This window comes from Nocardioides panaciterrulae (assembly GCF_013409645.1).
Taxonomy (GTDB): Bacteria; Actinomycetota; Actinomycetes; order Propionibacteriales; family Nocardioidaceae; genus Nocardioides; species Nocardioides panaciterrulae.
Genome location: NZ_JACCBG010000001.1, coordinates 395,603 through 416,139, shown reverse-complemented (window position 1 = coordinate 416,139; position 20,537 = coordinate 395,603). Strand labels below are relative to the sequence as shown.

19 protein-coding genes are annotated in these 20,537 nt (G+C 73.4%); 7 read left to right on the top strand and 12 right to left on the bottom strand.

Translation table 11 applies throughout. The features are described 5' to 3' along the window. Window positions 1-5 precede the first annotated feature (5 nt). Window positions 6-1,172: a pyridoxal phosphate-dependent aminotransferase gene (locus BJZ21_RS01945; protein ID WP_179662222.1), complete on the top strand. Its 1,167-nt coding sequence runs from the start codon at window positions 6-8 to the stop codon at window positions 1,170-1,172. A 119-nt stretch (window positions 1,173-1,291) separates the two neighbouring features. Here BJZ21_RS01945 and BJZ21_RS01940 read toward each other — a convergent pair whose 3' ends face one another. Further along, window positions 1,292-2,326 carry a hypothetical protein gene (locus tag BJZ21_RS01940; protein WP_179662221.1) on the bottom strand — a complete coding sequence of 345 codons (1,035 nt, stop codon included), beginning with the start codon at window positions 2,324-2,326 and terminating at the stop codon, window positions 1,292-1,294. Window positions 2,327-2,351: 25 nt separating this feature from the next. Further along, entirely contained in the window at window positions 2,352-4,937 is a 2,586-nt protein-coding gene (gene clpB / locus BJZ21_RS01935; RefSeq protein WP_179662220.1) for an ATP-dependent chaperone ClpB, read from the bottom strand. Between the two features lie 183 nt (window positions 4,938-5,120). Between clpB and BJZ21_RS01930 the strand changes: the two genes are divergently transcribed. Continuing rightward, window positions 5,121-5,930, top strand: a complete 810-nt coding sequence (locus BJZ21_RS01930) for a pentapeptide repeat-containing protein (RefSeq protein ID WP_343051904.1) — start codon at window positions 5,121-5,123, stop codon at window positions 5,928-5,930. A gap of 267 nt (window positions 5,931-6,197) precedes the next feature. Continuing rightward, window positions 6,198-6,893: a hypothetical protein gene (locus BJZ21_RS01925; protein WP_179662218.1), complete on the top strand. Its 696-nt coding sequence runs from the start codon at window positions 6,198-6,200 to the stop codon at window positions 6,891-6,893. Window positions 6,894-7,137: 244 nt separating this feature from the next. Here the strand turns inward: BJZ21_RS01925 and BJZ21_RS01920 are convergent, their stop codons facing one another. The 5 genes from BJZ21_RS01920 to BJZ21_RS21315 form a co-directional block, all read right to left on the bottom strand. Further along, window positions 7,138-7,596 (bottom strand): heat shock protein transcriptional repressor HspR, encoded by a 459-nt coding sequence (locus BJZ21_RS01920; RefSeq protein WP_179662217.1) that lies wholly within the window; start codon window positions 7,594-7,596, stop codon window positions 7,138-7,140. Then, window positions 7,596-8,801, bottom strand: a complete 1,206-nt coding sequence (locus BJZ21_RS01915) for a DnaJ C-terminal domain-containing protein (protein ID WP_179662216.1) — start codon at window positions 8,799-8,801, stop codon at window positions 7,596-7,598. Before BJZ21_RS01915 ends, BJZ21_RS01920 begins: the two co-directional genes overlap by 1 nt. 31 nt (window positions 8,802-8,832) lie before the next feature. After that, complete coding sequence (grpE, locus tag BJZ21_RS01910; protein WP_179662215.1) at window positions 8,833-9,456, bottom strand: nucleotide exchange factor GrpE; 624 nt, start codon at window positions 9,454-9,456, stop codon at window positions 8,833-8,835. After that, window positions 9,453-11,315, bottom strand: a complete 1,863-nt coding sequence (gene dnaK, locus BJZ21_RS01905) for a molecular chaperone DnaK (protein ID WP_179662214.1) — start codon at window positions 11,313-11,315, stop codon at window positions 9,453-9,455. Before dnaK ends, grpE begins: the two co-directional genes overlap by 4 nt. Window positions 11,316-11,523: 208 nt before the next feature. Beyond that, window positions 11,524-11,655, bottom strand: coding sequence for a hypothetical protein (locus BJZ21_RS21315; protein ID WP_281380811.1), 132 nt, complete (start codon window positions 11,653-11,655; stop codon window positions 11,524-11,526). Between the two features lie 170 nt (window positions 11,656-11,825). Here BJZ21_RS21315 and BJZ21_RS01900 point away from each other — a divergent pair, with 170 nt between their 5' ends. After that, window positions 11,826-12,671, top strand: a complete 846-nt coding sequence (locus BJZ21_RS01900) for an aldo/keto reductase (protein WP_179662213.1) — start codon at window positions 11,826-11,828, stop codon at window positions 12,669-12,671. 106 nt (window positions 12,672-12,777) lie between these two features. On the opposite strand, the gene BJZ21_RS01895 is transcribed toward BJZ21_RS01900, so the two are convergent. Then, entirely contained in the window at window positions 12,778-13,275 is a 498-nt protein-coding gene (locus BJZ21_RS01895; RefSeq protein ID WP_179662212.1) for a MarR family winged helix-turn-helix transcriptional regulator, read from the bottom strand. A 39-nt stretch (window positions 13,276-13,314) separates the two neighbouring features. Between BJZ21_RS01895 and BJZ21_RS01890 the strand changes: the two genes are divergently transcribed. After that, window positions 13,315-14,244, top strand: a complete 930-nt coding sequence (locus tag BJZ21_RS01890) for an EamA family transporter (protein ID WP_179662211.1) — start codon at window positions 13,315-13,317, stop codon at window positions 14,242-14,244. Between the two features lie 29 nt (window positions 14,245-14,273). Here the strand turns inward: BJZ21_RS01890 and BJZ21_RS01885 are convergent, their stop codons facing one another. Beyond that, window positions 14,274-14,849: a hypothetical protein gene (locus BJZ21_RS01885; protein ID WP_179662210.1), complete on the bottom strand. Its 576-nt coding sequence runs from the start codon at window positions 14,847-14,849 to the stop codon at window positions 14,274-14,276. 211 nt (window positions 14,850-15,060) lie between these two features. Here BJZ21_RS01885 and BJZ21_RS01880 point away from each other — a divergent pair, with 211 nt between their 5' ends. Next, entirely contained in the window at window positions 15,061-15,951 is an 891-nt protein-coding gene (locus BJZ21_RS01880; RefSeq protein ID WP_179662209.1) for a hypothetical protein, read from the top strand. Between the two features lie 36 nt (window positions 15,952-15,987). Here the strand turns inward: BJZ21_RS01880 and BJZ21_RS01875 are convergent, their stop codons facing one another. The 3 genes from BJZ21_RS01875 to BJZ21_RS01865 form a co-directional block, all read right to left on the bottom strand. Further along, window positions 15,988-17,292, bottom strand: coding sequence for an MFS transporter (locus BJZ21_RS01875; protein WP_179662208.1), 1,305 nt, complete (start codon window positions 17,290-17,292; stop codon window positions 15,988-15,990). A gap of 97 nt (window positions 17,293-17,389) precedes the next feature. After that, window positions 17,390-17,995, bottom strand: coding sequence for a sulfotransferase family protein (locus BJZ21_RS01870; protein ID WP_179662207.1), 606 nt, complete (start codon window positions 17,993-17,995; stop codon window positions 17,390-17,392). A gap of 4 nt (window positions 17,996-17,999) precedes the next feature. Further along, a complete protein-coding gene (locus tag BJZ21_RS01865) occupies window positions 18,000-19,394 on the bottom strand; it encodes a cytochrome P450 (protein WP_179662206.1) in 1,395 nt (464 codons plus the stop codon). A gap of 226 nt (window positions 19,395-19,620) precedes the next feature. On the opposite strand from BJZ21_RS01865, the gene BJZ21_RS01860 reads away from it, so the two are divergent. Continuing rightward, window positions 19,621-20,535: a DMT family transporter gene (locus BJZ21_RS01860; RefSeq protein ID WP_179662205.1), complete on the top strand. Its 915-nt coding sequence runs from the start codon at window positions 19,621-19,623 to the stop codon at window positions 20,533-20,535. The last annotated feature ends 2 nt before the right edge of the window (window positions 20,536-20,537 follow it).

Here is a 20,537-nt window from a genome sequence, read left to right as displayed (position 1 = left end):
GACCCATGCTCGCCTCCCGCCTGCAGGGCATCCCTGCGACCATCTTCTCCGAGATGTCCGCGCTGGCCGCGCGGACCGGGTCGGTCAACCTCGGCCAGGGCTTCCCGGACGTCGACGGCCCGCCGTCGGTGATCGCCCGCGCGGTCGAGGCGCTCGAGCACGGCCAGAACCAGTACGCGCCAGGCCCCGGCGTCCCCGCCCTGCGGCAGGCGATCGCGCGCCACCAGCGGCGCAACTACGGGCTGGAGCTCGACCCCGACACCGAGGTGGTGGTGACCACCGGCTGCACCGAGGGGATCGCGGCCGCGCTGCTCGGGCTGGTCGACCCCGGCGACGAGGTGGTGGTGCTCGAGCCCTACTACGACTCCTACGTCGCGATGATCCAGATGGCCGGCGGCGTACGCCGTCCGGTGACGCTGCGCGCCCCCGACTTCCGCCTGGACGCCGACGAACTGCGCGCGGCGGTGAGCGAGCGGACCCGGCTGATCCTGCTGAACAGCCCGCACAACCCCACCGGCACCGTGCTCACCCCCGAGGAGCTGGCCGTCGTCGCGGACGTCGCGACCGAGCACGACCTGGTCGTGGTGACCGACGAGGTCTACGAGCACCTGACCTTCACCGGCCACCGGCACGTGCCGCTGGCCACGCTGCCCGGGATGGCCGAGCGGACGCTGACGCTGTCCAGCGCCGGCAAGTCGTACTCCTTCACCGGCTGGAAGGTCGGCTGGGCCACCGGGCCCGCCCACCTGGTCGGCGCGGTGCTGGCAGCCAAGCAGTGGCTGACGTTCACCTCCGGCTCCCCCCTGCAGCCGGCGGTGGCGCTGGCCCTCGACGAGGAGCCGGACTGGCCGCGGCAGCTGGCCGCCGGACTCGAGGAGCGCCGCGACCTGCTGTGCGCCGGGCTGGCCGAGGCCGGGCTCGGCGTCCGGGTCCCGGAGGGCACCTACTTCGTCAACACCGACGTCTCGGCGCTGGGCTGGGAGGACGGCCGCGCGTTCTGCACCGCGCTGCCCGAGCGCGCCGGGGTCGTGGCCATCCCCACCCAGGTCTTCTACGACGACCCGTCCGCACCCGGCGCCGGCCGGCACCTCGTGCGCTGGGCGTTCTGCAAGGAGCCGGCGATGATCGAGGAGGGCCTGCGCCGGCTCAAGGGCGCCGACCTGCACGCCTGACCCGTTGAGTTGGGCCCCCCGCCGCGTTGAGTTGGGCCCCCCGCCGGGTTGAGTCGGGCCTCGCGCCGGGTTGAGTCGGGCCTCGCGCCGGGTTGAGTTGGGCCCCCCGCCGGCCCAGCTCAGCGTCGGTCGAACCAGGCCTTCACGTCGGGCCGGACCAGCAGCGCGACCGCGACCACGCTGGCCGCCAGCGGCACCAGCATCAGGAACTGGCCCACGCTCGCGAGCAGGCAGCAGCCCGCCGAGGCGAGCGCCGAGACCAGCAGGGCGATCCGCGCCCAGCGCACCCGGCGGAACGCCAGCACCGCGACCACCACCGCCACCACGGACCAGACCACCAGCACGCCGCCGAGCACGAACGTGGCGGTGCGCAGCACGTCGTCACCCAGCCCGGCCTCGGCCAGCTGGGGGTCCTGCCGGTGCAGCTCCGCGAACACCGCGTCCGGGCTGGTCGCGAGCAGCGCGATGCTCGCCGTCATCAGCACCGCGGTCAGGCCGGCGAACAGCCAGGCCAGCCCGCACGCCCAGGCCAGCGCCGGCGGGCGTACGCCGGGTTCGGTGGCCAGCCGGGGCAGGTGCTCGGTCCGCTCCCACGGCTGCGGGGGCCAGGCCACGTGCGCCGGCGTACCCGTGCTCCCCGGAGCCTCCCCCGGCGTCGCGCCGGCCCCGGGCCGGGTGCGGGCCCCGGAGGCCGCGGGCGCCGCGGCCGTGGGGATGCCGCGGAACCAGTCCCGCGACGGCTGCAGCCACAGCATCACCGACGCGGCGGCGACCACCGAGGACAGGAAGCCGCCGGTGACCAGCCCGCTGAGGAACAGCGGCGCCGCCAGCACCGTCAGCACCACCCTGGCCGCGCGGTTGCGACGCAGCACCTCGAAGCCGAGGATCGCCGCGGCGGTCGCACACCCCGCGGCCACCAGGCACACGACCCGCAGCGCGTCGAGCACGCCGGCGGCGCTGATCCCGAGGTCGGAGCCGGGAGGGCCGCCGACGAAGTCCCGGACCGCCTGCTGGGTCTCCAGGCTGTGCAGCCCGTTCATCCGCTCGAACGCGGTGAGCACCAGCAGCACCGACCCGCCCATGATCAGGGTGGCCGCCAGGGTGACCTGGCGGGGACGGGCCGGTGCCGCGGGTGGCCGGGAGGGGCTGCTCATGCCGCCCATTCCACCAAACGGCCGGTCACACCGACAGCGCCAGCCCGTCCTCGCCGCGATCCACGGTGACCCGGTCGCCGTCGGTGACCTCGCCGGCGATCAGCATCCGCGCCAGCGGGTCGCCGATCGCGGTCTGGATCAGCCGGCGCAGCGGGCGGGCGCCGTACGCCGGGTCGTAGCCGGACTCGGCGAGCCAGGTGCGGGCCGCGTCGGTGACCACGATCGAGATCCGCCGGGCCGCCAGCCGGCGCTCGAGCAGCGCCAGCTGCAGGTCGACGATGTGGGTCAGCTCCGCGGGGGTCAGGGCGTCGAAGACCACCACCTCGTCGAGCCGGTTGAGGAACTCCGGCTTGAACGAGGAGCGCACCACGGCCAGGACCGAGTCGCGCTTCTTCTCCGGGTCCAGGGTCGGGTCGACGAGGAACTGCGAGCCGAGGTTGCTGGTCAGCACCAGCAGCGTGTTGCGGAAGTCCACGGTGCGGCCCTGGCCGTCGGTCAGGCGCCCGTCGTCGAGGACCTGCAGGAGGATGTCGAAGACCTCGGGGTGGGCCTTCTCGACCTCGTCGAGCAGCACCACGGAGTACGGCCGGCGGCGGACCGCCTCGGTGAGCTGGCCGCCCTCCTCGTAGCCGACGTAGCCGGGCGGCGCACCGACCAGCCGCGCGACCGCGTGCTTCTCGGAGTACTCGCTCATGTCGATCCGGACGATCGCCCGCTCGTCGTCGAAGAGGAAGTCCGCCAGCGACTTGGCCAGCTCGGTCTTGCCGGTGCCGGTGGGGCCGAGGAACAGGAACGACCCGGTTGGCCGGTTCGGGTCGGCGATGCCGGCGCGGGAGCGTCGTACGGCGTCGCTCACCGCCTGCACCGCGGCCCGCTGGCCGATCAGCCGCTCGCCGATGACCTCCTCCATCTGCAGCAGCTTGGCGGTCTCGCCCTCGAGCATCCTGCCGGTGGGGATGCCGGTCCAGGCCTCGACCACCTCGGCGACCTGCTCGGCGCCGACCTCCTCGGAGACCAGCGGCTCCAGGTCGGGCTTCTCGGTCTCGACGACCGCGCTGATCTTCTTCTCCAGCGCCGGGATCGACTCGTAGTTGATCCGGCTGGCCGCCTCCAGGTTGCCCTCGCGCAGCAGCCGCTCGGCCTCGATCCGCAGCTGGTCGAGCTGGCGGCGCAGCTCGCCCTCGCCCTCGAGGGACTGCTTCTCCTGCTCCCAGCGGGCCTCGAGCGCCCGCAGCTCCTCCTCGCGGTCGGCGAGGTCGGCCTTGAGCTTCGCCAGCCGCTCCACGGAGGCCTCGTCGGACTCCTTCTCCAGCGCGAACTGCTCCATCTTCATCCGGTCCACCTGGCGGCGCAGCTGGTCGACCTCCTCCGGGGAGGACTCGATCTCCATCCGCAGTCGCGAGGCGGCCTCGTCGACGAGGTCGATGGCCTTGTCGGGCAGCTGCCGGCCGGGGATGTACCGGTCGGAGAGGGTGGCCGCGGCGACCAGGGCGGCGTCGGTGATGCGGACGCCGTGGTGCGCCTCGTACTTCTCCTGGATGCCGCGCAGGATCTGGATGGTGTCCTCGACGCTGGGCTCGCCGACGAAGACCTGCTGGAAGCGGCGCTCGAGGGCGGGGTCCTTCTCGATCCGCTCGCGGTACTCGTCGAGCGTGGTCGCGCCGATCATGTGCAGCTCGCCGCGGGCCAGCATCGGCTTGAGCATGTTGCCGGCGTCCATCGCGGAGTCGCCGCCCGCCCCGGCCCCGACGACGGTGTGCAGCTCGTCGATGAACGTGATGATCTGACCGCCCGCGTCCTTGATCTCCTCGAGCACGGCCTTGAGCCGCTCCTCGAACTCGCCGCGGTACTTCGCGCCGGCCACCATCGCGGCCAGGTCGAGGCTGAGCACCCGGCGGCCCTTGAGCGAGTCGGGCACGTCGCCGGCCACGACCCGCTGGGCCAGTCCCTCGACGACCGCGGTCTTGCCGACGCCGGGCTCGCCGATCAGCACCGGGTTGTTCTTGGTGCGCCGCGACAGCACCTGCACGACCCGGCGGATCTCGCTGTCCCGGCCGATGACCGGGTCGAGCCGGCCGTCCTCGGCGGCCCGGGTCAGGTCCACGGAGTACTTCTCCAGCGCCTCGTACGTCGACTCCGCGTCCTCACTCGTCACGCGGCGGTTCCCGCGGACGGCGGTCACGCTCTCGCGCAGCCCCTGCTCGCTCAGCCCGGCCTCGGTCAGCACCTTCTGGGCGGCGCTGTCGGTGCCGGCGATCGCGATCAGCAGGTGCTCGGTGGCGACGTAGTCGTCCTTCATGCCGGCGGCCAGGTCCAGCGCCCCGGCCAGCACCCGGGTCAGCGCGGGCGACGCCGCGGGCTGCTGGACCGTCGTACCGCTGGCGCGGGGCAGCGCGGTCATCGCCGCCTCCGCCTGCTGGGTCAGCCGGGCTGCGTCCACCCCGGCCTTGGCGACCAGGTTGCGGGCGGTGCCCTCCTCCTGGCGCAGCAGCGCGACCAGCAGGTGGATCGGCTCGGTGGCGGTGTTGCCCGCGGTGGTCGCGGACAGCTGGGCGGCCTCGATCGCCTCGCGGCTGCGGGTGGTGAACTTCTCGGCGCCGAACTGGCTCATCTGCGTGTCTTCTCCTGCCAACAGGTCCCCACGGACGGCACCCAGTGTGCTCGTCACTTCTGCCAACGCACCAGAAGTTGAGTCTGTTCCGCTCAACTTTGATGATTTTTCCAAATCAGGTGGCCGAGGGTGTGCCCCCGCCTCGGCCGGCCGCGCGGCCACGGCGGGTGCGAGGATCGGCGGGTGCCGACCCCCTCGCCCACCCCCGGCCGGGACCTCGAGCTGGTGGCCGACTGCTCGCGGTGCTTCGCGCTGTGCTGCGTGCTGCTGCCCTACCGGCGCGACGCCGGGTTCGGGGCGGACAAGCCCGGCGGGGTGCCCTGCGGCCACCTCCGCGACGACGACCGCTGCGGCATCCACGCCGACCTGCGCGAGCGGGGCTGGCCGGGCTGTGCGGTCTTCGACTGCTTCGGGGCCGGCCAGCACGTCTCCCAGGTGACCTACGCCGGGACGTCCTGGCGCGACCACGACGACCTCGGCGAGATGGCGGCGGTGCTCTCGGTCGTGCGCCGGCTGCACGAGATGCTCGCCCACCTCGAGGAGGTGCGCCGGCGTACGCCGGACCGCGCCGCCGCGGACCTGGCCGAGCGGCTGCTGGCGCTGCGCGACCGCACGCCCGTGGAGCTGCTCACGGCCGATCTCGACCAGCTGCACGAGGAGTGCGGCGCGCTGCTCGCCGCCGCCGCCCGCCGGCTCCGGGACCCCGCCGCGCCGGACCTCACCCGGGCCGACCTGGCCGGCCGCGACCTGCGTCGCCGGCGGCTGCACGACGCCGGCCTGCGCGGCGCGCTGCTGATCGGTGCCGACCTACGCGGCGTCGACCTGGGCCGCGCCGACCTGCTCGGCGCCGACCTGCGGGGGGCCGACCTGCGGGGTGCGCTCCTGCGCGAGGCGCTGTTCCTCAGCGGTCCGCAGCTCGAGGCGGCCCGGGGCGACGCCGCGACCACGATCCCGGAGGGGCTGCGCCGGCCGTCGGTGTGGGGCCGCGACTGAGACGGCCTTCGGGCCGGAAGTCGGTGTGACCAAGGACTCCCGGCCCTTGCCTTGGCCGCCAGGGGTGCTCTTGCCACAGTGGAGGACGTCCCCGCCGGCCTGCGACCACGCACCGGCCCGGGGACGTCCTGACCGCCGGGCACGGGGTGCGGCGGGGCCCGAGGAGCTCGTCCGGGTCCCCGGCGCCCGGGCCCGAGCCCGTCGCGGGGGAGCAACCGGCCGTGCGCGGCCGCCGGCGGGTGCCGTTCCCCTCCGAGGAAGACCTCCATGCCTGCTGTCCCCCCGCCGCTCAGACGCGCCCGCACGGTGGTGCCGCTGCTGTACGCCGTCCTGACGCTCCTCCAGTTCCTCGTCCCCGCCCTCGGCCCCGCCGCCCCCGCCGAGGCGACCGGTCCCTCGGCGGCGGCCGTCCACCCCGGGGCCGGTCCCGGGTCGAACCCCCCACAGACCGACCGCCCGCGCGGCCGGGCGCGCTCGACCGGGGAGCCGCCGCAGGTCGAGGCGGCCCGGCGGGCCGGCTGCACGATGGCGGGCACGGCCCGGCGGGCCGCGCGCGCGGCGGACATCCCCCTGTACGTCGGCTGCGCGTTCCTGCAGCAGGAGACCGGAGGGGGTCGCAACGTCTTCGGGCACGACCCCACGGTCTTCGCGGGGGCCGGCGAGGTGACCCGGTCGAAGTACCGCGCCTACAAGCGGGCGCGGCACCGCACCGGCGAGGTGCAGGGGGTGGGTCCGATGCAGCTGACCTGGCCCACGTTCCAGGACCGGGCCGACCGGCTGGGCGGCGCGTGGCGGCCCTACCCGAACATGCTGGTCGGGTTCCGCCACCTCGCGCAGCTGCACGCCGCGGCCGGCAGCTGGACCGGCGCGGCGCACGACTACAACGGCAGCGGTCCGATGGCCCGGGCGTACGCCGCGCAGATGGCCGGGCGCCTGGACCGGATGCGCAGCGCGCTCGGCTGAGCCGGTGCCCCACGCCGAGTCGGCGCTCGTTGACGGCCGGGGAGACGCCGAGTCGGCGCTCGTTGACGGCCAGGGCCACGCCGAGTCGGCGCTCGTTGACGGCCGGGGACGCCGAGTCGGCGCTCGTTGACGGCGGGGAGACGTCGAGTCGGCGCTCGTTGACGGCGGGGAGACGCCGAGTCGGCGATCGTTGACGGTCTACGGCGTCAAGCAGCGCCGACTCGGCGTACGGCGCCGGGCCGGGCTAGCGACCGTTGCGGCGCCAGACCACCAGCGACTGGCCGGGGCCGGGCTGGCGCAGCACGGGCAGCTTGTTGACCGCGACGGCGGCCACCTCGGACCGGCCATTGCCGCGGCGGACCAGGCTCGCCTGGCGCAGCGCCTCGCGGGTCGCGTCGAGCTCGGCGACCAGCTCCTCGTTGCGCTGGGCCAGGGCGGCGACGCGGTCCTGCAGCTCGAGGATCCGGCGCACGCCCTCGAGGCCGATACCAGCGGCACTGAGCTCGGCGATCTCCCGCAGCAGCTCGATGTCGCGGTGGGAGTAGCGGCGGCCACCGCCCCCGGTGCGCCCGGGCGTGATCAGGCCGAGCCGCTCGTAGGTGCGCAGGGTCTGCGGGTGGAGGCCGGTCAGCTCGGCGGCCACGCTGATCACGTAGACCGCCACGTCCGGTGTAGGCGCCCGGAACTCCCGCCGGGTGGGCATCACGCGTCCTTGAACAGGTTGGCGCGCAGCGGCCGGCTCGAGGTGGCGGCCCGGTAGGCCTCGACGGCCTCCCGCGCCTCGGTGTCGAGCACGGCCGGGACCTGGACCTCGACGGTGGCCAGCAGGTCGCCGCGGGTGCCGTCGGACCGGGCCGCGCCCCTGCCGCGGACCCGGAAGGTCCGGCCGTTGGGCGTGCCGGCGGGGACCTTCAGCGTGACCGGGGCGCCGCCCAGCGTGGGGATCTTGATCTCGGCGCCGAGGGCGAGCTCGTCGAAGGACACCGGCACCTCGAGGGTGAGGTTGTCGTCCTTGCGGCCGAAGAGCCGGTGCGGGGAGACCTTGACGGTGACGAACAGGTCGCCCGCCGGGCCGCCGCTCTCGCCGGCCGCGCCCTTGCCGCGCAGCCGGATCCGCTGCCCGTCCTTGACCCCGGCCGGGATGCGCGCCTGGATGGTCCGGGCCGACAGGCCGCGGCCGCTGCCGTGGCAGGTCGGGCACGGCTCGTCGTAGACCAGCTGGCGGCCGCCGCAGGCGGGGCAGGTCTCGTTCATCGAGAACGCACCGCCGACGGAGGCGACCACGAACCCCGCGCCCTCGCACTCCGGGCACACGTGCGGCTTGGTGCCGGGCTTGCCCCCGGTGCCGTTGCAGTCCGGGCAGGGCGCGTCGGAGGTCAGCCGCAGCGAGATCGTGACGCCCTCGAGCGCGTCGGTGAAGCTGATCGTGGCCCCGGACTCCACGTCCGCGCCCTTGCGCGGGCGACGCTGCTGCGGGCGCTGCCGGCCACCGCCGAACAGGTCGCCGAACATGTCGCCGAAGCCGCCGCCCGCGCCCCCGGCGGCCCGGTCGCGCAGCAGGTCGTTGAGGTCGAACCCCCCGGCGCCAGCACCGCCGGCACCGCCGCCGAAGCCCCCGGGGAAGCCGCCCCGGAACCCGCCGCCGGCGTAGAGCTCGCGCATCTCGTCGTACTTCTTGCGCTTCTCCGGGTCACCGACGACGTCGTAGGCCTCGGCGACCTTCTTGAACTTCTCGTGCTTGGCCCGGGCCTCGGCCGACTCGCCGGGGTGGGAGTCGGGGTGGTTGGCGCGCGCCAGCTTGCGGTAGGCCTTCTTGATCTCGACGGCCGTCGCGTCCTTCTTCACGCCGAGCTCGGCGTAGAAGTCCTTCTGGGCCCAGTCGGCCCGCATCCCGTCGGTGGCACTCATCCGCGCACCCCCTCTCCGTCGTCGTCGATCGTTACTGCTGCTCGTCGGCCGGGTCGACCACGAGCACCTGGGCGGCCCGCACCACGCGGTCGCCGATCCGGTAGCCGGCCTTCGCGATCAGCTTGCACGTGGTGACCGAAACCTCGGGATCCTGCCCGACGTGCGAGAGCGCCTCGTGCAGGCTCGGGTCGAACGGGTCGCCCGGCTCGCCGAACCGGGCCAGGCCCTGCTTGGCCACCACCCGCTCGAGCTGGTCGGCGACGGTCTGGAAGCCGGGGTCGAGGTCGCCGTGCTCACGGGCCCGGTCGATGGTGTCGAGCACCTCGACGATCGGCACCAGCGCGGCGTACGTCGCGTTCTCGCGCACCAGCTCCCGGTCCCGTTCGACGCGGCGCTTGTAGTTGAGGTACTCCGCCTGCAGCCGCTGCAGGTCCGAGGTGAGGCCGGCCAGGTCGCGCTTGGCGCGCGTGAGGTCGTCCTCGAGCTCCTCGTCGCCCGCTCCGGCGTCCTCGCCGGTCTCCGCGGGCCCCTCGGCCTCGGGCACGGACAGGTCGGGCGCGGACTGGTCGGGCGCGGACCCCTCGGGGGGAGCCGCGGCGTCGCGCCGCGGCTCCCCCTCCGGGGCGACGTCCGACTCGGGTCGGAAGTCGGTCACTTGCTGTCACCCTCCGCGGTGTGGGTCGTGTCCTCGTCGACGATCTCGGCGTCCACGACGTCCTCGTCGGCCTCGCCCGTGGCGCCGGTGGCGCCGCCGGCGGCGGCCGACTCCGCCTCGGCCGCGGCGTACATCGCCGCGCCCATCTTCTGGCTGGACTCACCGAGCTTGGTCACGCCGGCCTGGATCTCCTCGGCCGAGGAGTCGGCGTTCTCCAGCGTCGCCTTGAGCGCGTCGACGTCGGTGCGGACCTCGGTCTTCACGTCGTCGGGGAGCTTCTCGCCGTTCTCGTCGAGGAACTTCTCGGTCGTGTAGACCAGCGACTCGGCCTGGTTGCGGACCTCGACGGCCTCGCGACGCTTGGCGTCCTCCTCGGCGTACTGCTCGGCCTCGCGGACCATCCGGTCGATCTCGTCCTTGCCGAGCGCCGAGCCGCCGGAGATCGTCATGGACTGCTCCTTGCCGGAGGCCTGGTCCTTGGCGGTGACGTGCACGATGCCGTTGGCGTCGATGTCGAAGGTGACCTCGATCTTCGGCACGCCACGCGGCGCCGGCGGCAGGCCGGTCAGCTCGAAGTTGCCCAGCGGCTGGTTCTGCGCCCACATCTGGCGCTCGCCCTGGGCGACCTTGATCTCGACCGACGGCTGGTTGTCGTCGGCGGTGGTGAAGATCTCCGAGCGCTTGGTCGGGATCGTGGTGTTGCGCTCGATCAGCGTGGTCATCACGCCGCCCTTGGTCTCGATGCCCAGCGAGAGCGGGGTGACGTCGAGCAGCAGCACGTCCTTGACCTCGCCCTTGAGGACGCCGGCCTGCAGCGCGGCACCGACGGCCACGACCTCGTCGGGGTTGACGCCCTTGTTGGGCTCCTTGCCGCCGAGCAGCTCCTTGACGACCTCGGTCACCGCGGGCATCCGGGTCGAGCCGCCGACGAGCACGACGTGGTCGATGTCCTTGACCGCGACGCCCCCGTCCTTGAGCACGCTCTGGAACGGGCCCTTGGTGCGGTCGAGCAGGTCGGAGGTGAGCCGCTGGAACTCGCTGCGGGTCAGCTTCTCCTCGAAGTGCAGCGGGCCGGACTCGCCGTGGGTGATGTAGGGCAGGTGGATCGTGGTCTCGCTGGAGGAGGACAGCTCGATCTTCGCCTTCTCCGCGGCCTCCTGGAGGCGCTGCTTGGCGATCTTGTCGGCACCGAGGTCGACGCCGTTGTTGTCCTTGAACCGCTTGATCATCCAGTCGACGACCCGGGAGTCCCAGTCGTCACCACCGAGGTGGTTGTCGCCCGAGGTGGCCTTGACCTCGACCACGCCCTCGCCGATCTCCAGCAGGGACACGTCGAAGGTGCCGCCGCCGAGGTCGAAGACCAGGATGGTCTGGTCGTCGCCCTTGTCGAGGCCGTAGGCCAGCGCGGCCGCGGTCGGCTCGTTGACGATGCGCGAGACGTTGAGGCCGGCGATCTCGCCCGCCTCCTTGGTGGCCTGGCGCTGGGCGTCGGAGAAGTACGCCGGGACCGTGATCACCGCGTCGGTGACGGGCTCACCGAGGTAGGCCTCGGCGTCCCGCTTGAGCTTCTGCAGCACGAACGCGCTGATCTGCTGCGGGGTGAAGCTCTTGTCGTCGATCTGCTGGGTCCAGTCGGTGCCCATGTGACGCTTCACCGAGCGGATGGTGCGCTCGACGTTGGTCACGGCCTGGCGCTTGGCGACCTCGCCGACCAGCACCTCCCCGGACTTGGCGAACGCCACCACCGAGGGGGTGGTACGAGCGCCCTCTGCATTCGCGATGACGGTGGGTTCGCCACCCTCGAGGACGGCGACGACGCTGTTCGTCGTGCCGAGGTCGATGCCGACCGCACGTGCCATGGGTTGTTACCTCCGCTTGTCGAAACCCCGGACGGGTCCGGGGCCTGGTTCAGGTCTGTGTGACGCCATCCTGCGCCGGGTGCGGTGAGTCTGGCAAACAAGTTGAGCCGATTCAACTCAACTTTGCTCACTGAACTTTGCTCAGTGGGTCCAACGGTGAGTACGGCGGCCTTGTTCCCGCCGCGGCGGCCGACTTCCGGCCGAGGGCTCAGTCGGTGGCGCCGGGGTAGATCCGGAAGCCGCTCATCGGCTTGTGGGCGAAGCCGGCGTAGAACCCCTCGGCGGCGTCGGTGATCAGGTCCATCCGCTTGGTCCGCGTGGGTCCGTCAGCGACGGCCACTGGACGGTCGTGGACAGCCGGGCGAGGTCGGCGGCGCTGGCGGCGTCGCGCGGGGCCGGGCATCGTGAACTCAGCGAGCTCCACGTGCGAAGGTTCACAGTTTGGGCGGGGCCGCCGCAAACACCCTCGCGAGCCGGAATATCCGCCGCCGCCTGCTTGTCATGCCAACCATGACCGTTTCCACGATCACCCTGAACAACGGCACGTCCATCCCGCAGCTCGGCTTCGGCGTCTTCCAGGTCCCGCCGGAGGAGACCGCCGAGACCGTGAGCAAGGCGTTCGAGGTGGGCTACCGCCACATCGACACCGCGGAGATGTACCAGAACGAGGCGGGCGTCGGGGAGGCCATCAGGTCCTCCGGTCTCGGCCGCGACGAGCTGTACATCACCAGCAAGCTCAACAACGGGTTCCACGAGCCGGACGCCGCGCGCCGGGCCTTCGACGAGACGCTCACCAAGCTCGGCCTGGACCGCATCGACCTGTTCCTGATCCACTGGCCGCTCCCGACGCTGTACGACGGCGACTTCGTCTCCACCTGGAAGACCCTGGCCGAGTTCGTCGAGGACGGCCGCGCCACCTCGATCGGCGTCTCGAACTTCCAGCCGGCCCACCTCGACCGGATCGTCTCCGAGAGCGGAGTGGTCCCCGCGGTGAACCAGATCGAGGTGCACCCCTACTTCACCAACGAGGCGGCCCGCGCCGCCTCGATCCGCCACGGCGTCGAGGTCGAGGCGTGGTCCCCGATCGCGCAGGGCAAGGTCCTCGACGACGAGCTCATCAACAAGATCGGCGCCGAGTACGGCAAGTCCGCCGCGCAGGTCACGCTGCGCTGGCACGTCGAGCGCGGCGACATCGTCTTCCCGAAGTCGATGAGCCAGGACCGGATGCGGGAGAACTTCGAGATCTTCGACTTCTCCCTCACCCACGACCAGGTCGAGCAGATCAGCGCCCTCGACCGTGGCGAGGACGGCCGCACCGGCCCGAACCCGGACACTTTCGACTACGTCCCGAGCTGAGGTCTCGACACGCTCGCCGGCGTTCGCTGCTCGACCACCGAGAACCATCGGCTCTCGGTGGTCGAGCAGCCGCCGCGAGGAACCAGCGGCGGGGTGACGAGACCTCCTAGGCGTCGACCGAGCGCCCCCACACCTCCAGCAGGTGGGCGAGCTGGGTCCGCTGCCGCTCGCTGAGGCCCGCGACCAGCCGGTGCTCGTTGGCCATGTGCGCCTCGAAGGCCCGGTCGATGAGCTCGCGCCCGGCGTCGGTCAGCGCGACCACCCTCCCCCGGGCGTCCCGGTCGCTGTGCCGCCGGGTCACCCAGCCCTGCTGCAGGCAGCGGTCCACCCGCTTGGTGACGGCGCCGGAGGAGACCATCGTCGAGGCGGCCAGCGCCGAGGGCGTCAGCTCGTACGGCGCGCCGGCGCGGCGCAGCGTGGCGAGCACGTCGAACTCCCCCTCGCCCAGGCCGTAGCGGGCGTAGACCACCGCCAGCTCCTCGGTGAGCCGCATCGCGAGCCGGTGCAACCGGCCGATCACCCCCTGCGGCGAGACGTCGAGGTCGGGACGCGCCTCGCGCCACTGCGCCATCACCCTGCCGACGTGATCGAGATCGCTCGTCATAGCCGGAATATACCTTCCGCAGAAACTATTATGTCTTCCATGGAAACAAATCAGGCACGCCTGGCGCTCGTCACGGTCGTCGCCCCCATCGCCTGGGGCTCGACGTACTACGTGACCGAGGCGTACCTGCCGCCCGACCGCCCGCTGTTCGCCGCCGCGGTCCGGGCGCTGCCGATCGGCCTGGTGATCCTGGCGACCCGCCGGCGGCTCCCACGCGGCAGCTGGTGGTGGAAGGCGCTGGTCCTGGGCGTGCTCAACATCGGGATGTTCTTCCCGCTGATCTTCCTCGCCGCCTACCACCTGCCCGGCGGCCTGGCGGCCACCCTGCAGGCGACCGCCCCACTGGTCACGATGGGCCTGGCCTGGCCCGGCCTCGGGGAGCGACCCGGCTGGGCCCGGGTCGGCGCGGCCCTGGTCGGCGCGCTCGGCGTCGGGCTGCTGGTGCTGCGCTCACCCGGCCACATCGACGCGATCGGGCTGGCCGGCGCCTTCGGATCGGTGCTGGTCTCCGCGCTCGGCTACGTGCTGGTCAAGCGCTGGCCGGTGCCCGTGGACAGCCTGACCCTGGTCTCCTGGCAGCTGGTGGTCGGCGGGCTGCTGCTGGTCCCCGTCGCCCTGCTGGTCGAGGGCGCGCCGCCGGCGCTGGACCTCCCGGCGATCGGCGGGTTCGTGTGGCTCTCGGTCATCGGGACCGGCCTGGCCTACTACTGCTGGTTCACCGGCCTGCGCGGCATGCCCGCCGGGGTGGTCTCGCTGATCGGCCTGGTCAACCCGGTCGTCGGCACGCTGCTCGGCGTGGTGCTCGCCGGCGAGCTGTTCGGCTGGGCCCAGGCGCTGGGCATGGTGCTGGTGCTCGGCGGCGTGCTGGCCGGCCAGCCGGCCGTGCACGCGATGCTGCGCCGCCGCGCCACCCCCGCGGTCGGACAGGTCGAGGCCGAGGACCGCGAGCCGGTGCGCAGCGCAGCCTGAGCGGCCCGGCGCAGCGCTGCGCGGCGCGATCAGCCGATCTGGACCCGCACCGGGTTGGACGCCCGGCCGCTGTCGGTGTCGACGACGCGGAACCGGTTCTGGCCGGTCTGGCTGGTCTGGACGTAGGTCGAGAACGTCTGGTTGCTGACCGAGACCGTCACCGGGAAGTCCTGCCAGGCGCCGTTGGTGAACCGCTGGACCTGCAGGATCGCGCCCTCGCCGCCCGGGTAGACGCCGGTCAGGTCGATCTGCTGCATCGGCGCCACCGAGGTGGCCCCGGCCGACAGCGAGATCTCCGGCTTCGACTTCCGGGTACGGGACGGCTTCTCCGAGGGGGCGGCCGAGGCCGAGGACGAGGACGAGGACGGCGCCTGGGTCTCGCCGGGCGCGAGCGTGATCAACGGCCCCGACGGCGCGGCGGTCTTCGACGGCGAGGGCAGGTACATCGAGTGCTCGGGGGTGCTCTGGGCGTCGACCGCGCCGCCGATCCCGACGATCCGGGCGCCGGCCACCGCGACGAGCCCGAGGACCAGCCCGACCGCCAGCGCGACGCCCACGAGCGCGAGCAGACCGGTCAGGACCGGACGGCCGTCTCCGTCATCCACGTGGCTGTGCCCCCTCGTTGCGCCGGACGCTTGTCCCACCATTGTCAGGGACGGCGTCAACGGTTCCCACCCGGGGCGGGTGGGTCGTCCTCCCGGATGATCCGTATCCACCGTGAGGGGGATATCCGGGCGATTCGGTGGCGAAGCCCGCCGCGGTGCTGCTCGACTCCCCCGGGGCCCACTCGGCCCCGGACAACGGAGGGAACCCACCATGAGAGCCAGCTTCAGATCACGCGGCACGGCGGTGCTCGCCGCTGCCACCCTCGCCACCTCGCTCGCGGCCACCACCTTCGGCACCGCCAGCGCGAGCGGGTCGACGGCCCACCGGGCCGCCGCGGCCCACACGACCGCCCGGCGGCTGCCGCCCGTGGTGGTCAACGTCCGGGTCACCAAGGACGGACTGACCCGGTCCCGGAGCAACTTCCGACCCGGCAACACGATCGTCAACATCCGCAGCGCCGGCGGGGGCGGCACCGTCGAGGTCATGCGCCTGCACCACGGCTACACGGTGGCCGAGCTGCGCAAGGACTTCAGCACGCTCTTCAACGGCGACGTCCAGGCGGTGCGCAGCATCGACAAGCACGTCGAGTTCTACGGCGGGTCGCAGGTCTACAAGCACCGCACCGCGTCGTTCGCGACCTACCTGCACCGCGGCCACTACCTGATCGCGAACCTCGACAAGGGCACCCTGACCCGGATGCGGGTCGCCGGGGACCGGCAGCTGCGCTCGCTGCCGCACGCCACCGGCCGGGTGAACCTCGTGCGCGAGGACCGGTTCGGCAACCCGGGGGTGCGCCGGCACACGGGTTGGATGCGCACCACGAACCGCACCGACGAACCGCACTTCGTCGACCTCGGCCGGGTCAAGGCCTCGACGACCCGCCACATGGTCAAGAAGTACTTCGACGAGGGTGCCCAGGGCCAGCCGGACTGGGCGTTGAAGGCCATGGCGGGCACGCTCGTGGTCGGCCCGGGACACACGGTGCTGTGGCGCTACCACCTGCCGCGCGGCAAGTACCTCGAGATGTGCTGGTGGCCCAGCGACGAGGACGGCATGCCGCACGCCCTGATGGGCATGTGGGCGCTCACCCACCTGCGCTGAGGGTCTGCGACCTGACCCGCCGACCCCGTCGGCGGGTCAGGTCGCAGGTTCGGTGCCCTCGCCCGCGCGCTGCCGGGCGGCCCGCTCGGCCACCGCGTGCACGTCGGTGCGGGCGTCGTAGGACCAGAAGTCGCGCAGCGCGAGCGCCGTCAGGCCCACCCCGGCCACGCAGGCCAGGCCGCCGCTGGCGATCGAGCCGCGGACCGTCCACAGGTCGGCGGTCGCGCCGGCGCGGACCTGCCCGCCCAGCGGGCCCAGCGAGTAGGACAGCATCTCGATGCCGGCCAGCCGGCCCCGCATCCCCTCGGGGATGGTCTGGTTCCACACGGTCCCGCGGAAGACCCCCGAGACCATGTCGGCCGCGCCCGAGAGCATGAGGAACGCCGCGACCAGCCACAGGCCCGGCATCACGCCCGCGGCCGCGACGCAGGCGCCGTACGCCGCCGCGGCGAGCACGATCGCCCGGCCGTGGTGGTGCACCCGGGAGGTCCACCCGCTCAGCGCCGTGGCCAGCAGCGCACCCACGGTCTCGGCGGAGTAGAGCAGGCCGAGCAGCTGGGGCCGCCCGAAGACCTCCTGGGCCAGGGCGGGGAACAGCACCACCGGCAGCGCCAGCAGCATCGCGGCGATGTCGACCAGGTAGGTGCCGAGCAGGTCGCGGCGGGAGAACGCGTAGCGCAGCCCCTGGCCGATCCCGGCCAGGCTCGGCGGCGTGGTCTCCTCCCGGTGCGGGTAGGGCCGCATCGCGACGTAGAGCAGGCTCGCGACCACCAGCCCGCCGATGTCGGCCACGAAGCACCAGCCGGTGCCGACGTACGCGACCAGCAGGCCGCCGACCGCCGGCCCGACCAGCACCCCGACCTGCATGCCGAGGCTGGTCAGCGCGTTGGCCGCGGCGATCTGGTCGTGCCGCACGGTCCGGGGCATCAGCGCCTCGCGGGAGGGCCGCTGCAGCGAGGAGGACGAGGCCAGCAGCGCCGAGACCAGGAAGATCAACGGCACACTCGGGTGGTCGAGGAACGCGTTGACCGCCAGCACCGCGGTGAACGCGGCCTGGGCGACGCCGGTCCAGATCAGCAGCCGGCGCCGGTCGACGTGGTCGGCCAGCGCCCCGCCGTACAGCCCGAAGACCACCAGCGGCACCAGCTCGACCAGGCCGATCGCGCCGACCGCGAAGTTGGACCCCGTCAGCGTGTAGACCTGGTAGGGGATGGCGACGTAGGTCATCATCCCGCCGAGGTAGAACACCGTGCCGGCGGCGAAGAGCAGCCGGAAGTCACGCGACCCGCGCAGCGGGGTCACGTCCATGCGCACGGCGCGCAGCCGTTCGCGCCAGGTCATGCGCCGTTCACGAGGAGCAATCGTCGCAGCGGCCGAACCGGAGCGCATCCCGATTTCCCGGACTGATTCCCGGGCTGTTCCCGGGCGGGCAGCCCGGTCAGGCCCGCCAGTCCTGCCGCCGGTTGGTCCAGGGGAACGGCTCGTCGGGGACCGGGAGGTCCAGGGCGTCGCAGAGCGGCTCCCAGCCCGCGCCGGTCGGCCACTCCACCAGCCGTCCCGCGGGAGCGGTGGCCCGCACCTCGGCCATCCAGCGGTCGTACGCCGCGCCCAGCACCGCCCGGTCGTCCCAGTCCACCGTGCCGGCGAACCGCCGCATCATCAGCTGCAGGTCGTGGCCGCCCACCCGCTCCGGCGCGACGCCGGCGCGGGCCGCCGGGACCACGGTGGTGAACAGGCTCTCGAGCCACTCCTCGGTCGAGTCCCGCCCGGAGAGCACGACGAGCGCGTCGGGCCAGTGCCCGGCGAGCTCGCGCCAGAACAGTCCGACCGGCCAGTCCACGCCCGCGACGTACCCCTCGAGCAGCGCGTCCCAGTCCGGGGTCCCGCCCTCGAGGGCGAGCCGCCAGCCGGGGCCACAGTCGAACGGGTGCCCGGGGAGGGTGCGCATGTGCGCGCACCGGCCACCGAGGAGCCGCTCCAGCGCGAACCGCAGCGACTCCGTGCCGGTCCGGGGCAACCCGGCCCCGATCACGCGCAGCGCCATGGGATCAGCGTGACACGCGGATCCGGGCGCCGTGCCGGGGCACGCTGGTGATGTTGCGGACCCGGGGGTGGTCCTCGCCGACCGCGGCGACGTCGTAGGCGGCGAGCACCTCGCGCAGCACCGCGACGCCCTCCATGAGCGAGAAGCCCGCGCCGAGGCAGCGGCGCACCCCGCCGCCGAACGGGATCCAGCTGTTCGCCGGCGGGTTCTGGCCGAGGAACCGCTCCGGACGGAACGCCTCGGGGTCGGGGTGGTTGTCGGCGCGGGCGTGGCCGACGATGATCGACGGCCCGACCGTGGTCCCGGCGGGCAGGTGCCAGCCCCCGATCGTGGCCGGCCGCCGCAGCGTGCGCACCACCATCGGGATCACCGGGTGCAGCCGCAGCGACTCCTTGACCACGGCCTCCAGCCAGGCGAGGCCGGCGGGGTCGCCGCTGCGGGCCGCCTCCCGGGAACGGGCCAGCAGGGCCGGGTCCCGGCCCAGCTCGTGGAGCGACCAGGCGAGCGCGGTCGCGGTGGTCTCGTGCCCGGCGAGCAGCAGCGTGACCAGCTGGTCGCGCAGCTCGGTGTCGTCGAGCGAGTCCGAGCCGTCCTCGCCGTCGCGGACCAGGATGAGCCGCGAGAGCACGTCGGTGCGCTCGGCCAGGTCCGGGGCCCGGCGGCGCTCCCGGATCTCGGCGTGGATGAGCCGGTCCAGCTCGTGCTGGTTGTCCACGGTGCGCCGCCACGGCCCGAACCGCTGCAGCCAGGGGTAGCCCCAGCCGAGCAGCACCGCGGGGCTGATCTCGACGGTCGCGTTCACGCGGGGTCGCAGCCGGGCGAGGCGCCGCTCGTCGGTGACGCCGAAGACCACCCGCAGGATCACCTCGAGCGTGAGCGCGTTCATCCGGTCCAGCGCGCGGAACGTGGCGCCGGGGGTCCACCGGCCGACCTCCTCGCGGGCGAGCTCGGTCACCAGCGACTCGTAGCCGCGCAGCGCGTGTCCGTTGAAGGCCGGCATCAGCAGCCGGCGGGCGCGCTTGTGCTCGTCGCCGTCCTGCAGCAGCAGGGAGTGCTCCCCCATGATCGGCCCGAGGATCGCGTTGCCCTTGCCGGCGAGGAAGGTCTCGGGGTCGCCGGCGAAGATCTCGCGGGCGTGCTCGGGCCGGGTGAAGAGCACCAGCGGCCGGCCGCCGGGGACCAGCCGCACGGTGAAGACGTCGCCGTACCGACGGTGCAGCCAGGGGTGGAACCGGTGCCGGAAGCGCAGCATGCCGGCGCTCTGCAGCAGCACCGGCCAGCGCGGGCCGGGCGGCAGCCCGGCGGTGTCGACCGGGGGCAGCCCGTCGTCACCGGTGAAGCTCATCCGGCGGAAGCGCTGCTCGGTCAGGGCGTCCACGTCCTGCTCCAGGCTGGCCATCCGTGCATACTACGGGTATGTCAAGCCGGCGGGCGCTCCGCGCCCGGGACAGCTGCGTACGCCGCGCTCCGGTCCCGGACGGCGCGCTCCCGCGGCTAGGATCGGTGCCAGCCGCCGACCGGGAAAGGCCCACCATGAGCGTGCCGACCAACCTGGTCGTCGATGACCACGACGGTGGGCAGGCGTCCCTGGCCCCAGGCCCGACCTCCCGCCCCACGGGGCCGCGTTGAACGCCTCGGTCGTCGCGCTGGGGGCCGCCAGCGGGTTCGCGGTGTCCACCTCGCTGCAGCACCGCGCCGCCAGTGGCGTGCCGGCCGCGACCGGCGCGGTCGGTCTCGTGCTGCGGCTGCTGAGGACGCCGCTGTGGCTCGCCGCGTCCACGCTGGGCCTGGTGTCGTTCGGGCTGCACGCGCTCGCGCTGCACCTGGGATCACTGGCGCTGGTGCAGCCGCTGATGCTCGTGGGCGTGGTGCTCGCCGTGCCGGTGCGCGCGGCGATGAGCCGCCGCCTGCCGCCGCGCGCGGAGCTCCTCGCGGTGCTGCTCACCGTGGCCAGCCTGGGCTGCTTCCTGGCCGCCACCCAGCTCTCCCCGGGCGTCGTCGACCCGTCGACGAGCCGGGCGCTGCTCAGCGTCGTGACGGCCGCGCTGGTGTTCGCCGCGCTGATGCTGCTGGCCTCCCGGCAGGGCCACCCCGTCCGGCGCTCCGGCCTGCTCGGGGCCGGCGCCGGCGTGGTCTTCGGTCTGATGGCGGGCCTGATCAAGCTGCTCGCGCATGAGCTGACCACGGCCGGGCTGTGGTCGACCCTGGCCAGCTGGCTCCCCTGGGTGCTGCTGGTCGCGGGGTTCACCGCCGTGACCACCAACCAACGCGCGTTCCACGCCTCCCACCTCGCGGCCTCGATGCCGGTGCTCAACGTGGTCAACGTGCTCGTGGCGATGGTGATCGGCTGGTTCGTCTTCGGGGAGGCGCCGGTCCAGGGACCGCAGGCCCTCGCCGTGCAGATCGCCTCCGCCACCGGCATGGTCGCCGGGCTGGTGTGGATCGCCAGGCTCGATCCGCACCCGCACGAGGAGCAGCCCGCACCCGGTCCGGAGCGCTCCCCGCGCGGCGAGTCCACGCAACGCCGCAGCACCGCCTAGGC